Source organism: Paractinoplanes toevensis, assembly GCF_018332695.1.
GTDB lineage: Bacteria > Actinomycetota > Actinomycetes > Mycobacteriales > Micromonosporaceae > Actinoplanes > Actinoplanes toevensis.
In genome coordinates this window covers 1-12,809 of record NZ_BOQN01000074.1, presented here as the reverse complement: position 1 = coordinate 12,809, position 12,809 = coordinate 1, and the positions used below count along the sequence as shown (strand labels likewise).

Genomic DNA, 12,809 nt, shown 5'->3' with positions numbered 1-12,809 from the left:
GGTGTGGTCGTGGCTGGTCGCCAGCGGTGCGGGGGTGGCGGGTCGGGTGTGGTCGTGGCTGGTCGCTGGTGGTGCGGGGGCGGCGGGCCAGGCGCGGTCGTTGCCGGTCGCCGGTCGCTGGTCTCCGGGTGGCCGCAGGGCTCGGACCACGCGGTGGCTTCGTTTCTCGTGCAGCTCCGCCTGACCGGTATCGGCGCGGACGGCCTTGTCGGCTGTTTGACCTGCGGGAACATTCTGCACGCAAGCCTCGACCAGATCCTCGGGCGCTGGTGGGGCCGCGGGTTCCGGTTGACCGGGCGGCCGCACACACGTGGCGCCCTCCGGCCAGATCAAGGGCGGAACGCTCTCGACGGTGTCGTGCAGACCGAGCTCCCCGCAGGTGGGCGAACAGCCGCTCGACCGGCAGATCTTCCACCCGTGGCGCCGCTTGAGGCCCCACCGCCGGCGCCGCTCATGATCACGACGAAACTCAGCTTTCCCCGGCGAATAATTGTGCGCTCTTGTGGGGTCGCGCATAGCGGCAACCTCAGATCTGCTAAAGAACTCCAGCTGCCGCATGCACATATTGTCTCGCGACTGGCAGGGCGTGCGCCAACAAGCGATCATTAGATTTAACAGGGGGCGTTAAGCAAATCTAATGGACGCCGGAACCGGGTCGACGCATATCGACGCGGACCTCCACCTCTGACAGCACGGGCTTTGTTGGCAAAGGGCAGCAGTGCGGCCGGCCGCATCATCAGCGCGTGCCGCGACTCGCGCGCAACACCCAGGGCGCTGCCGCATGGTCGAACACAGCGCGCCGCTCGGCGACCTGCACGGCCGTTTCACCTGGACGCTCGGTGGAAGGGACGTCAGGTCAGGCCGCGTCTCCCGCGGCGCCGCCGTCGCGGCAACCGGGGACGGCGACCGTTGTGTGGCTGTGGCCGGCGCCTGCAACAGGCGTTTGGCCGTCGCGGGCGCGCTGTGGCGCTGGGTGGCTAGTCGATGGAGCAGATCACCGCGCCGGCGGTTACCGTGCCGCCTACCTCTGCTGCCAGGCCGGACACTGTGCCGGACTTGTGGGCCTGGAGGGGCTGTTCCATTTTCATGGCCTCGACCACCACGATGGTGTCGCCCTCCTGCACCTCGTCGCCGTCGGAGACGGCGACCTTCACGATTGTGCCCTGCATCGGGGCGGTCAGCGCGGCACCGCCCGCCGCCGTCGTGGAAGCTTGCGTCGCCGTGCGGCGGGACGTTGGGCGCTGCGGTTGGGCCGCAGGCCCACCCGTACCGGTCATGAGGGTTTTCGGCAGGCTCACCTCCAGCCTCTTGCCGCCCACCTCGACCACGACGGTTTCCCGTTCGGCCGGCGTGCCGGCCGGTGCGGCCGCGGTGAACGGCTCGACGCCGCCGGCCCACTCCGTTTCGATCCAGCGGGTGTGGACGGTGAACGGCTCGGCGGTGAACGCCGGGTCGCGCACTACGGCCCGGTGGAACGGCAGCACCGTCGCGATGCCCTCGACGATCGTCTCGTCGAGCACTCGGCGGGCACGGTCGAGCGCCTCGGCGCGGGTCGCGCCCACCACGATGATTTTCGCCAGCATCGAGTCGAAGTTGCCGCCGATGACGCTGCCCGCCTCGACGCCCGAGTCGACCCGCACGCCCGGGCCCAGTGGCCAGGTCAGCGCGGTCACCGTGCCGGGTGCGGGCAGGAAGTTGCGGCCCGCGTCCTCGCCGTTGATGCGGAACTCGATGGCGTGCCCGCGGGGGATCGGGTCCTCGGTGACCGCCAGCGGTTTGCCGTCGGCGATCCGGAACTGTTCGCGGACCAGGTCGATGCCGGCGGTTTCCTCGCTGACCGGGTGCTCGACCTGAAGTCGCGTGTTGACCTCGAGGAAGGAGATCGTGCCGTCCTGGCCGACCAGGTATTCCACCGTGCCGGCGCCGTGGTAGCCGGCCCCCCGGCAGATGGCCTTGGCGCTCTCGTGGATCTGGGCCCGCTGCGCGTCGGTGAGGAACGGCGCCGGTGCCTCCTCGACGAGTTTCTGGTGGCGGCGCTGCAACGAGCAGTCGCGGGTGCCGACCACCACGACGTTGCCGTGCGTGTCGGCCAGGACCTGAGCCTCGACGTGCCGCGGGCGGTCGAGGTAGCGCTCGACGAAGCACTCGCCGCGCCCGAACGCGGCCACCGCCTCCCGGGTGGCGCTCTCGAACAGCGCGGGGATCTCCTCGATCGTGCGAGCGACCTTGAGGCCGCGGCCGCCGCCGCCGAACGCCGCCTTGATCGCCACCGGCAGGCCGTGCTCGCGGGCGAACGCGACGATCTCGTCGGCGTCGACCGCCGGCTCGGCCGTGCCGGCCACCAGCGGCGCGCCGGCTCGCTGGGCGATGTGCCGGGCGGTCACCTTGTCGCCGAGGTCGCGGATGGCCTGCGGGGTCGGGCCGATCCAGATCAGCCCGGCGTCCAGTACGGCCTGGGCGAACTCGGCATTTTCGGAGAGGAAACCGTAGCCGGGGTGCACCGCGTCGGCGCCGCTGCGGGCCGCGACGTCGAGGAGCTTGTCGATGCGCAGGTAGGTGTCGGCGGCGGTCTCGCCGCCCAGCGCGAACGCCTCGTCGGCGAGCCGGGCCGGCAGGCCGTCGCGGTCGCTGTCGGCGTAGACGGCGACGCTGGCCAAGCCGGCGTCCTGGCAGGCCCGGATCACCCGGACGGCGATTTCGCCTCGGTTGGCGATCAATACCTTGCGCACCGTCAGAGCCTAACGAAAGTTAACCGCAGATCTACCCCTTGTGGGGTGGGTCAACCGCGCGACCGCGACCTACGCTGCCCGGATGATAGAGACTCGCGGGTTGCGCAAGTCGTTCAAATCGCGCCAGGGGCGCGAGAAAAAGACCATCGAGGCCGTACGCGGTGTGGACCTCGATGTGGCGGAAGGGGAGATTTTCGGGTTCCTCGGGCCCAACGGTGCCGGCAAGACCACCACGTTGCGGATGCTCGCCACGCTCATCGAGCCCGACGGCGGCACCGCCACCATCGCCGGCGCCGACCTGCGCAGCGACCCGGGCGAGGTGCGCCGCCGGATCGGTTACGTCGCCCAGGGCGGCAGCACCTGGGACGAGTCGACCGCGCGTGAGGAACTGGTGCTGCAGGCCCGGCTCTACGGCGCCTCGAAATCGTCGGCGCTGGCCCGGGCGGCCGAGGTGCTCGACGCGTTCCAGCTGGCCGAGTACGCCGACCGCAAGTGCAAGACGTACTCCGGTGGTCAGCGCCGCCGGGTCGACATCGCGCTCGGCATCATCCACGCGCCGCGGGTGGTGTTCCTCGACGAGCCCACCACCGGCCTCGACCCGCAGAGCCGGGCACACATGTGGGACGAGGTTCGCCGTCTGCGCGCGGAGGGCATGACGGTCTTCATCACCACCCACTACCTGGACGAGGCCGACGCGCTCTGCGACCGCATCTCCATCATGGACAACGGGGAGATCGTCGCCTCCGGCACGCCCGCGGAGCTGAAACGGGAGATCTCCGGCGACGTCGTCCGGGTCGGCCTGCTGCCGGACCATGTCGCGGCCGCTGCGCAGGCCTTGAATTCCTACAAGATCGAGACGTACGACGACAACGTGCGCCTCGCCGTCGAGGACGGTGCCGTCGCGATTCCGCAGATCCTGCGCGCTCTCGACGCCGCCGACGTGCCGCTCGGCACGATCGAGCTGCACCGGCCGACCCTCGACGACGTGTTCCTGACCAAGACCGGCCGATCCCTGCGGGAGAGCTGAGCCATGAAGCTGCTGCGCGACACCTCACTGATCTTCCAGCGGCAGGCCCAGCTGCTCCTGCGTAACCCGGTGTGGATCCTGGTCGGGGTCTTCCAGCCGGTGATGTACCTGCTGCTGTTCGCCCCGCTGCTCAAACCCGCGCTTCAGGTCAACTCCAACGCCGAGGCGTACGAAATCTTCGTGCCTGGCCTTCTGGTTCTGCTCGCCATCTTCGGGGGCCTGTTCCAGGGCTTCGGCCTCATCGCCGAACTTCGCGCCGGGGTGATCGAGCGGTCCCGGGTGACCCCGGTTTCGCGGCTCGCGCTGCTGCTGGGCCGGTCGCTGCGCGATGTGGTCTCGCTGATCGCCCAGGCCGTCATCATCACGCTGCTCGCACTGCTGTTCGACCTGCGCGTGTTCATCGGCGATCTGCTGCTGGCCTACCTGATGCTGGCGCTGATCTCGCTGATGACCTCGGCCCTCAGCTACGGCATCGCGCTTGTCGTGAAGAGCGAGGACGCCCTCGCCCCGCTGATGAACACGGTGGCCCAGCCCGTACTCCTGCTGTCGGGCATCCTGTTGCCGTTGACCTTCGCCCCCGGCTGGTTGCAGGGCATCGCCGACTGGAACCCGTTCTCCTGGGCGGTCGACGGCACCCGGGCGCTGTTCCGCGGCGACCTGGGCTCGCCCGAGGTCTGGCAGGGCCTGCTCATCATGGCCCTGCTCGCGGCCGCCGCGGTGGCCTGGGCCGCGCGGGAATTCGCCCGCAGCGTGCGCTGAGTCTGGTTGTGGCGGGCCCTCAGGCCCGCCACAACGCGGTGATCGAGACGCCCATCTCGATCAGGAGCTTCCTCAGCAGCGGAAGCGAAAGCCCGATCACGTTGCCCGGGTCGCCCTCGATCCGCTCGACGAAAGCACCCCCGCGGCCGTCGAGAGTGAACGAACCGGCCACGTTGAGCGGCTCGTCGGTGGCGACGTAGGCGGCGATCTCCTCGTCGGTGACGTCGGCGAAGTGCACCACGGTGGTGCCCACGCTCTCGGCCTGCTTGCCGCTGACCAGGCCGGTGAGGTGGTGGCCGGTGTGCAGCACGCCGGAGCGGCCGCGCATCATCGACCACCGCTTGGCCGCCTCGGCGGCGTTGGCCGGCTTACCGAAGATCTCACCCTCGAAGGCCAGCACCGAGTCACAGCCGAGCACCAGGATCCCCGGGTCGGCCGGAAGGTCGGCCGCGATGGCCCGCGCCTTCATCCGGGCCAGGGCGAGGCACAGCGTGTAGGCGTCCTCCGCTTCCACGGTGGACTCGTCGATGCCGCTGACCTTGACCTCGGCGTCGATGCCGGCGGCGGCGAGCAGGGCCCGCCGGGCCGGGCTGGCCGACGCGAGGACCAGCCGATACGCGATGTCGTTCTGCACGTCACCGAGGTTACAAGCCGTTTCGGCGCCGACGGAGCAGTTCCGCCCCCACGGCGTTTCCCCGAGCGCCTACCCTTACCGCCGTGGCGGACTTCGATGAGTTCCGGATCCGGGACACCCGCAGGTTCATCGAGAACCTGGAAGACACGCTGGCATACACGCCGGCCGGACAACCTGTGCCCGGTCTGGACGCCGTCGAGGGCGCCGACGCCTCCGGCACGGTGTACTGCCTGGTCCGATTGGACGGTCGGCCGGTGCGGATCACCATCACCGACGGGTGGTGGGAGGCGGTCGGGCCGCACGCCATCGCCGGGGCGGTGCTCCAGGCATACCGGTTCGCGCAACAGAAGACGGTGTTCGCCCGGATGGTGTTGCGCCGCCACGGGCGTACCCCTGAAGCGCCTCCGGTCCTTGAACCCGAAGTTCCGGCCGGCTCCGATGATCTTGACACGCTGCGCCGCCGGATCGACCGGGCCGGGGCCGACCTGGCCGACGCCATGCGGCTGTTCGACGTGGTCAACGACCCGGAACCGCGCCAGGTCACCGGGCCGCGAGGGCTGTTCGCGTTGACCGTGCGCGGCACGGTCGTCGAGAGCGCCCGGGTCAACGGGTTCGGGCTGCGCCCCGAGGACGCCACCGACCTGGCCGATGACGCCCGGGAAGCGTTGCTCGCCGTCCGGCCCAGCTACGCCCATCACGCGGAGGCATGATGCCCGACTACAACTGGTATTCCGACAAGAACCTCAAGGTCGCGTCGGAGGGCCTGCGCGAGGCCGCCAAGAACTGGCACGACCTGGCCGACCGGATGACCGCCGTCTCGACGTCGGCGGGCCAGCAGGGCCTGCAGATGACCGCCTTCACGGTGATCATCGACGGCCCGGTCGGCACCGCCACCGCCAGCGACCTGCACAACGCGTACCAGCAGGAGTTCGACAAGCTGAACCGCCTCTTCAAGGAAGCGGCCGTCCAGTTCGACGCCATGGGCAACGCCCTCAAGGAGAACGCCGACTGGTACGAGGACTCCGACGAGAACTCGGCGCAGAGCTTCGACGGCATCGCCAAGGGCGACTGGCCCCACTAGACAGGGATCTTGTTATGGCAGAGGGTGAATTCGCCCCCACGCTGCTGGGGACGTTCCGCAGCGCGATCGACACGCTCGAGACCGGCGTCCGCAACATCCGCGAGGCCTGGGACAAACTGACCAAGGCGGTCGAGGATTTCCTCCAGTCGATCCGCGACAAGCTCGAAGGCGACCACTGGTGGAACAAGGTCGCCGAATGGTTCACCGACGAGATCGCCGACGCTCTCAAAGCCTTCCAGGAGGCCATCGAGGTGGCCCGGCAGAAGGTCAGCGAGATCCTCACCAAGCTGGAGAAGACGCTCAACGGCTCGGTGCCGGTGCTCTCCCTCTTCCAGGTGGGCCTCGACTGGTCCGGCACGGTGAACCCGACCCTCAGCCAGATCAAGCCCGACGTCAAGCAGTCCGGCGGCATCGACACCTGGCACGGCCCCGCCCACGACACCTACCTGACCCGGGAAGGCGACCAGATCGACGCCGTCGGCCAGGCCGTCGACGAGGTCAAAGGCATCGCCGGCTGGCTGTCCGAGGTGGCGAACGCCAACGTCCACTTCGTCACCGACCTGCTCAGCCAGGTCGGCCAGATCGTCGAGAAAATCGTCGAGGTGACCGGCGACGTAGCCACGGCCGCCGCCACCGCCGACCCGCTGAGCGCTCAGGAAGCCGCCAACGACCTGTCCACGCTGCTCGGCCGCTTCGCCTCGAACATCATCGACTTCCTGGCCAGCCTCGGTAACCGCCTCGCCGACGTGGTCAGCCTGATCAGCGAGGTGGCCAGCATCCACGGCGACGACAGCGCCTTCTCCGGCGGCCACTGGCCCGAGGCGGTGAACGCGTGAGGGCTCGGCTCCTCGGGGCGGCTCTGGTGGTCGCTCTCGCAGGCTGCTCCAGCCCCGACGTCCCCGACATCGACACCGGGCTGCCGTCCTCCGGCGTCAGCCTGCCCGGCTCGGCGCGCGCCACCCGCCCGGTGCCGCTCCCGCACCACAAGTGGAAGACGGACGGGTTGACCTGCCCCACGCTGACCGCTTCATCGGTCGGCCTGACCGGCGCCGGCAAGGTCACCAACTCGACGGCCCCTAAGACCGTCGGCAGCAGCATCGACTGCAGCTGGGCCAACGACGCGGCCACCCTGCACCTCGACACGGCAACCACTCAGACGGCGGCCGACGCCCAGTGGTTGATTCTCAGCGGCGCCCTGACCGAAGAACTCAAAGGAGTAGGCGAACAGGCTTTCATCTCCACCGACACCGGCTCGAACGAGATTCAGGTAGTGGTCCGCTCCGGCAACGCCAACCTGGACATCCGCCTGACCGCGACCGACACCGCCGCCTCCGCCGCCACCGGCGGGGTGAAGGCGATGCGGGACGCCGCTCCGGCGATTGCGACCGAGATGCTCGGCAGCCTGGTGCCGATGTGACCCTGCCCCGACCACCCCGCCGGGTGATAGCCGACGACGTCCTGGCCGGCCGGGTGAACATCGATGCCTACCCGTTCCGCTACATGTACCTGTCGATCCCGACACCGATCCGCCCCGGCTCCGGCCGCGCCGAGTTCGACGCCCGGGTGGACGTGGTGCTGTCCGCGGTAGAGCTCCTGGAGACCCGAGGCTGGGAACTGGTTAACCTGGACGAGCTGGGGCAGATAGCCTTCATGCGCCGAGTCAGAAGCTACGGCGCCGCCGAATAACCAGCACCGCAACCAGCCCACCGGCCACCACCAGCCCGGCCAGCCCGCCCAACACGAGCGGCATGCTGCTGGAGGCGGACTTCGGCTCGGCTGCGGCCGGCGCGGACGACGGGGTTGCGGCCGGCGCGACGACGGTGCTGGTCGTAGCGCCGGGGGTGGCCGAGGTGGCGGCGCCTTGGAGCGGCGGCACGTCGGCGGTGAGCGCCTTGAAAACATTCAGACGACCGAATCCGCACTCGGTGTCCCGCCCGGGAGCCCCGATGTCATCCGCGGTAGAGGTCAGCCGATTGATGACGTCCTTGGCCGACAGATCCGGAAACTTAGCCCGAACGAGAGCAGCCGCCCCTGAAACAATCGCCGTCGAGTCGGACGTCCCGGTACCGAGGGAGTACCCGTCCTTCGGAGATGCAGAAATGATGTCAACGCCTGGCGCGCAGAGCTGAACTTTTGCATCTTTTACGGACACGGAGGCGTGTTTTCCGTCGCGTCCGGTGGCGGCGACTGCAACGACTCCATCGTTGGCGGCCGGGTAATTGATGAGGAAGTCTCTCGGGGCGTTGCCGACGGAAGCGACGACGACAATGTTGTGATCGATTGCCCGACCTACTGCATCGTCCAGATCAAAATCGGGTCCGCCGCCCATCGAAATATTAATCACCGTGGCGCCATGCTCGATTGCGAAATCGACGCCTCGGGCAACGACCTCGCTATTTCTGGTCTCCGCTTTTTCGGCAACTCGAATGGGAAGGATCTTGGCGGATGGCGCCAAGCCTCTTATCCCGCTGCCGCCCCTGCCATGCCCGGCGATCAACGCGGCCATGCGGGTCCCGTGGCCCTCATGATCAGTTTGCCCGTCACCGGCGCTTGCCGATGCTTCGTCATCGCCCTTCAGGAGATTATTGCGCAAATCTGGATGGGGGTAAGTTCCCGTATCGATCACAGCGACGGTAACGCCAGCGCCCGTGGTGATGGACCCGGCTTGCAATGCGTTTATCGAGCGCAGATACCACGCCTGCTTGTCGCGGATGCTGTCCGCGTATGCGGGATTGGTGGGAAGCGAGACCGCCACGGCCAGAGCAACCCCTGCGACCGCGCTCGCTCTGTGAAGAATTCTCAATGGAGCCCGATCGCCGGACCTGGATCGATGCGCTGCTCCTGTGCAGGGAGAACGACAGGGTCCACGCCCTCGGCGGTCTCCCACGGATTGTCCGGATCCCAATGGGTGTCGCCGGCTTCGTCTTGAAGACTTGATTTACGTCCGGCGCCTTGTCCGTAGGAACTCATGGGGTGCTCGCCGCCGACCGATGTGCCGCCAAGGCCGCGCGTACCGGGGGCGCCGCCGCGGCCGCGGGCGCCGCCAGTCGCACCGTTAAGGCCACGCGTTGCGCCTGTTGTGCCCTGGCCTTCGCCTATGACGCCACCAACCGGGTTCACGCGCTGGGTTCCGGACCGTCCAGCAGCCGGTTGGCCCAGTCCGGCGCCGGGCGCCCCACCGATGACTCCGCCTGCAGGCATTGCACGAATGCCCTCCGGCAGTGTCCCGGGCCGGATGACGCCCTCGCGAGGCAGTCCGGTACTGCGGCCGACCCCGACTGGACTGGTCGGCAACGAGGTTCCGCGACCGCCCGGCAGGAGCGGGCTAGGGGGAGAGACAAGACCGGGGCTGCTGATCGGTCCGGTCCCGGTCGGAAGGTTCGGCGAAATCGGACTTATGCCAGTGGGTGCTGACGGTGTCGGCAGCTGGGTTCCTCCGAGAACCAAACCGGGCTGCTGGGTGCCGATTCCTGGCTGCGCAACTGCTGCAGGTGCGGTTGTGGCAGTCGACGTCGGAAAGGTAACGGCGGGCCGCGTCGACTTCGTAGACGTAGTGGTCTCCACGAAGCTGGGAACGATGGGAGGAATCGGCGGGGCGACATAGGTGGTGCCGTCCACCGGTTTGCCGCCGTCCTCGCGCACCTCCAACGGCTTGAAGTTGGGCGGCTTCACCAGCTTGATCTGGGCCTGGGCCAGGTCTGAGCTGACTCCGCTCAGCATCGCGGCGGCCTGGAGGCGCAGTTCCTCCTGGCGGCCCGCCGCCACCGGTGGCTGCAAGCCGCCGCTCGGGCTGGGGCTCGGCGTCGGCGTCGGGCTGGACTTGGCCTGCTCCTGCTTCGCCGTGAAGTCGGCGAGGAGGGACTCGTTGCCCTTGTACTCCTTGTAGAGCTTCTCCATCTTGACCTGGGCCTGATAGATCGACCCGGTGGCGCGGGAGACCGCGTCGTAGTTGGCGAGTGCCGCCTCGTACGTTGCCTTCAGGTTGTCGATCATCACGTTGAGCCGGGTGATGTATTCCTCGGCGGCCTTGCTCTTCGCCGGTGGCCAGGCCGTGGCGAGGTTGTCCCGGTAGTTCTCGACCTGCCAGCGGTGTTCGCTGATCAGCTCGGCCGATTTCTTCCAGCCGGCGACCAGGTCCCACTGCTTGTCGGTGTCGGGGTTCTGGATGAGCTCCTGCATCTTGTCGACGGTCAGCGACTCCCAGGGAGTGCCGCCGCCTCCGCCCGGTGCTTCGAGCATCAGCCGTTCCCCTCCGAGGCCGAGGTGCCGTCGAGTGATGCGACGTTGTCGAAGGCCTTGTCCACGTCTGAGACTTTCGCGTGGGAGAAGGCGTCCGAGCCGCTGTACTTCTTGCCGATGTCCTTCGCTACCAGGGCGAAGTCCTGCGTCCCGTTCGCGTAGTTGTAGACGTTCTGGTGAGCTACGTCGGCCACGTCGCGGTGCGCGGACAGGAACGTCAGCAACTCGATGAACTCGCTCGGCGGGTCGGGGAGCCTGGTCGCCATGGCGTCGGTGACCGTGGAGAGGTGTGGGGCGTAATCGTCCTGCACGGTCGCGGACAGCTTGCTGGCGAACTGTTCCATCGCCTGGATGTCGGCCTCGATCGCGCTGAAGTCCGTATAGCCGTAGTCGCGCAGCCAGGCGGGCCCGCGATCCTCCTCCGGAATCATGACTGACTTCCTCCCCCGATGAAGCTGTCGAACCCCGGCGAAAAACCGGCGAAGCATCAGCGAGAGTAGTCCGTTGCCGCCAGCTCCGGGGGCTCCAGACTACCGCCTGTGGACAGTCGAATCGATCGAGTGGGGGTGATCTACCTGGGGCGGGCTGCGTCTCGCCAACTCGCCCGGGCCATCGATGGGCGTGCCGAGCGGGCCCAGGCTGACACCGCGGCGCGCGGAACCGACGCATTTACCGAGGTGGATCGCGCTGCGACCACTGCGACCAGGGCGGCCAGCTCAAGATCGGTGGGGGTGCCGCGAACAACGCTGACCAGCGGTTCCTTGTCCATCGATCGAGCGTACGACGTCAGGAGGGATATCCGGTGACACGCGTCCCACACTCGGCTGATCGATTCGCTGGTACTGGACATGACCGGGTATTTTCCTCCTGATGTCTTCTTCTCCCCCAGCCGTTGTCGCTGACCGTTACCGGCTTGTCGCGCCGCTCGGTCAGGGCGGGATGGGTCGCGTCTGGCGGGCGACCGATGTCGTCCTGCACCGTGAGGTGGCCATCAAGGAGCTCGTTCCGCCGCCGGGGCTGACTCCGGGGGAGCGGCAGGAGATGCGGGAGCGGTCGCTGCGCGAGGCGCGCGCGATCGCCCGGCTCAACAACATCAACGTGGTTCGCGTTTTCGACGTGCTGAGCACGGACGCCGACCCGTGGATCGTCATGGAATATGTGCCGTCCCGCTCGCTGCAGGACATTCTCGCCGCCGACGGGCCGTTCTCGCCGGTCCGCGCGGCCGAGATCGGTCTCGGCGTGCTGGGTGCGCTGCGGGCCGCCCACCGGGCCGGTGTGGTGCACCGTGACGTGAAGCCGGGCAACGTGCTGATCGGTGGCGACGGGCGGGTCGTGCTCACCGACTTCGGGCTGGCCACCGTGCCGGGTGACCCCAACGTCACCCGAACGGGTCTGGTGCTGGGTTCCCCGGCCTACATCGCTCCGGAGCGCGCCCGCGACGGCACGGCCGGGCCGGCCGCCGACCTCTGGTCGCTCGGCGCGACCCTCTACGCCGCGGTCGAGGGCGCCTCGCCGTTCGCCCGCCCGTCGGCCATCGCCACGCTGGCCGCGCTGGCCACCGAAAATCCTCCGCCGGCCCGCAACGCCGGCCCGATGAAGCCGGTGCTCAACGGCCTGCTCCGCAAGGACCCGACGCATCGGATCAACGCGGAGGAAGCGGAACGCCTGCTCAACCGGGCCGCGGGCCGCCGGTCGAAGCTGTCCTTCCCGATGAGCCCGACGATGCGCCGTCCGGGCGTGGGCCGGGAACGGCCCGCGCTGGGCGGGATGATTTCGTCGACGAGTTCGGCGCCGGTGGTGCCGGGTCCGCGTCCGCCGGTGGCACCGGCCCGGCCGCTCGATCCGCCGGGCCGCCCGCCTGTCTCGGGGGGCCGCCCGGCGGCCGGCGAGGGCCGGCCGCCGGTCTTTATCCCGGGTAAGGCTCCGGTCGGCCGTCCCACGGCAGACACGCCGAAGTTGGACGCCACGCGCGTCGATACCCCTCCGGTCAAAGACGACAAAACCACCTTCATGGGTACGCGTGACGGGTCCCCAACCGCAGGCACCCGGCCCCCTGCTTCGCGGCAAGCGAGCCCCGGCCCGGCCCCGGTGAACCCGTCCACCCGCACGAACCGCGGCGAGCCCGGCGGCTTCACAGCGGCCGACGTCGCCGCACATCGGCGCGGTTCGGCCGCCCCCGAACACGAACAGTCCCTGGCCGACGCGACGTCCCTGGTCCGTGGCCCGGCCACCGCACCGGCCGACCCGACCGCCCTGGTGCGCGGTCCCGCCACGCCACCGGCCGACCCGACCACGGTCGTGCCCCCAGCGCCGGCCGATGCCACGACGCGGGTGTCCCCG

Annotated in this window: 14 protein-coding genes; 8 read left to right on the top strand and 6 right to left on the bottom strand. The window is 68.9% G+C overall.

Annotated elements, in window-relative coordinates; translation table 11 throughout:
• Positions 1–977: 977 nt before the first annotated feature.
• Positions 978–2,729, bottom strand: a complete 1,752-nt coding sequence (locus Ato02nite_RS29250; protein WP_213009874.1) for an acetyl/propionyl/methylcrotonyl-CoA carboxylase subunit alpha — start codon at positions 2,727–2,729, stop codon at positions 978–980.
• Positions 2,730–2,811: 82 nt separating this feature from the next.
• On the opposite strand from Ato02nite_RS29250, the gene Ato02nite_RS29245 reads away from it, so the two are divergent.
• Complete coding sequence (locus Ato02nite_RS29245; RefSeq protein WP_213009873.1) at positions 2,812–3,756, top strand: ATP-binding cassette domain-containing protein; 945 nt, start codon at positions 2,812–2,814, stop codon at positions 3,754–3,756.
• A gap of 3 nt (positions 3,757–3,759) precedes the next feature.
• The gene (locus Ato02nite_RS29240) at positions 3,760–4,515 is read left to right on the top strand and encodes an ABC transporter permease (protein WP_213009872.1); all 756 of its coding nucleotides are present in this window, start codon (positions 3,760–3,762) and stop codon (positions 4,513–4,515) included.
• A 19-nt stretch (positions 4,516–4,534) separates the two neighbouring features.
• Here the strand turns inward: Ato02nite_RS29240 and Ato02nite_RS29235 are convergent, their stop codons facing one another.
• Positions 4,535–5,149, bottom strand: coding sequence for a Maf family protein (locus Ato02nite_RS29235; RefSeq protein ID WP_213009871.1), 615 nt, complete (start codon positions 5,147–5,149; stop codon positions 4,535–4,537).
• An 83-nt stretch (positions 5,150–5,232) separates the two neighbouring features.
• On the opposite strand from Ato02nite_RS29235, the gene Ato02nite_RS29230 reads away from it, so the two are divergent.
• The 5 genes from Ato02nite_RS29230 to Ato02nite_RS29210 are packed head-to-tail and all read left to right on the top strand — an operon-like array spanning position 5,233 to position 7,916.
• The gene (locus tag Ato02nite_RS29230) at positions 5,233–5,859 is read left to right on the top strand and encodes a hypothetical protein (RefSeq protein WP_213009870.1); all 627 of its coding nucleotides are present in this window, start codon (positions 5,233–5,235) and stop codon (positions 5,857–5,859) included.
• Positions 5,859–6,230 (top strand): WXG100 family type VII secretion target, encoded by a 372-nt coding sequence (locus Ato02nite_RS29225; RefSeq protein ID WP_213009869.1) that lies wholly within the window; start codon positions 5,859–5,861, stop codon positions 6,228–6,230. The genes Ato02nite_RS29230 and Ato02nite_RS29225 overlap by 1 nt, the downstream gene beginning before the upstream one ends.
• A gap of 14 nt (positions 6,231–6,244) precedes the next feature.
• Positions 6,245–7,066, top strand: a complete 822-nt coding sequence (locus Ato02nite_RS29220) for a hypothetical protein (RefSeq protein ID WP_213009868.1) — start codon at positions 6,245–6,247, stop codon at positions 7,064–7,066.
• A complete protein-coding gene (locus tag Ato02nite_RS29215; protein WP_213009867.1) occupies positions 7,063–7,647 on the top strand; it encodes a hypothetical protein in 585 nt (194 codons plus the stop codon). Before Ato02nite_RS29220 ends, Ato02nite_RS29215 begins: the two co-directional genes overlap by 4 nt.
• On the top strand, positions 7,644–7,916 hold the full coding sequence (locus Ato02nite_RS29210; RefSeq protein WP_213009866.1) for a hypothetical protein: 273 nt from the start codon (positions 7,644–7,646) through the stop codon (positions 7,914–7,916). The genes Ato02nite_RS29215 and Ato02nite_RS29210 overlap by 4 nt, the downstream gene beginning before the upstream one ends.
• On the opposite strand, the gene Ato02nite_RS29205 is transcribed toward Ato02nite_RS29210, so the two are convergent.
• The 4 genes from Ato02nite_RS29205 to Ato02nite_RS29190 all read right to left on the bottom strand — a co-directional run bounded on the left by Ato02nite_RS29205 (position 7,891) and on the right by Ato02nite_RS29190 (position 11,238).
• Positions 7,891–8,985 carry a S8 family serine peptidase gene (locus Ato02nite_RS29205; protein ID WP_213009865.1) on the bottom strand — a complete coding sequence of 365 codons (1,095 nt, stop codon included), beginning with the start codon at positions 8,983–8,985 and terminating at the stop codon, positions 7,891–7,893. The two genes, Ato02nite_RS29210 and Ato02nite_RS29205, sit on opposite strands and share 26 nt — an antisense overlap.
• Positions 8,986–9,029: 44 nt before the next feature.
• On the bottom strand, positions 9,030–10,469 hold the full coding sequence (locus Ato02nite_RS29200; protein WP_213009864.1) for a hypothetical protein: 1,440 nt from the start codon (positions 10,467–10,469) through the stop codon (positions 9,030–9,032).
• Entirely contained in the window at positions 10,469–10,900 is a 432-nt protein-coding gene (locus tag Ato02nite_RS29195; protein ID WP_213009863.1) for a hypothetical protein, read from the bottom strand. Before Ato02nite_RS29195 ends, Ato02nite_RS29200 begins: the two co-directional genes overlap by 1 nt.
• Positions 10,901–11,040: 140 nt before the next feature.
• The gene (locus Ato02nite_RS29190) at positions 11,041–11,238 is read right to left on the bottom strand and encodes an acyl-CoA carboxylase epsilon subunit (RefSeq protein WP_213009862.1); all 198 of its coding nucleotides are present in this window, start codon (positions 11,236–11,238) and stop codon (positions 11,041–11,043) included.
• A 101-nt stretch (positions 11,239–11,339) separates the two neighbouring features.
• Between Ato02nite_RS29190 and Ato02nite_RS29185 the strand changes: the two genes are divergently transcribed.
• On the top strand, positions 11,340–12,809 hold a 1,470-nt coding region (locus tag Ato02nite_RS29185; protein WP_246607523.1), incomplete at its 3' end, for a serine/threonine-protein kinase.

Bases quoted from the DNA above. Each gene is read 5' to 3' on its own strand.
- Ato02nite_RS29245 (WP_213009873.1), top strand. From the start codon at position 2,812: ATGATAGAGACTCGCGGGTTGCGCAAGTCGTTCAAATCGCGCCAGGGG.
- Ato02nite_RS29240 (WP_213009872.1), top strand. From the start codon at position 3,760: ATGAAGCTGCTGCGCGACACCTCACTGATCTTCCAGCGGCAGGCCCAG.
- Ato02nite_RS29225 (WP_213009869.1), top strand. From the start codon at position 5,859: ATGCCCGACTACAACTGGTATTCCGACAAGAACCTCAAGGTCGCGTCG.
- Ato02nite_RS29220 (WP_213009868.1), top strand. From the start codon at position 6,245: ATGGCAGAGGGTGAATTCGCCCCCACGCTGCTGGGGACGTTCCGCAGC.
- Ato02nite_RS29200 (WP_213009864.1), bottom strand. From the start codon at position 10,469: ATGCTCGAAGCACCGGGCGGAGGCGGCGGCACTCCCTGGGAGTCGCTG.
- Ato02nite_RS29195 (WP_213009863.1), bottom strand. From the start codon at position 10,900: ATGATTCCGGAGGAGGATCGCGGGCCCGCCTGGCTGCGCGACTACGGC.
- Ato02nite_RS29190 (WP_213009862.1), bottom strand. From the start codon at position 11,238: ATGGACAAGGAACCGCTGGTCAGCGTTGTTCGCGGCACCCCCACCGAT.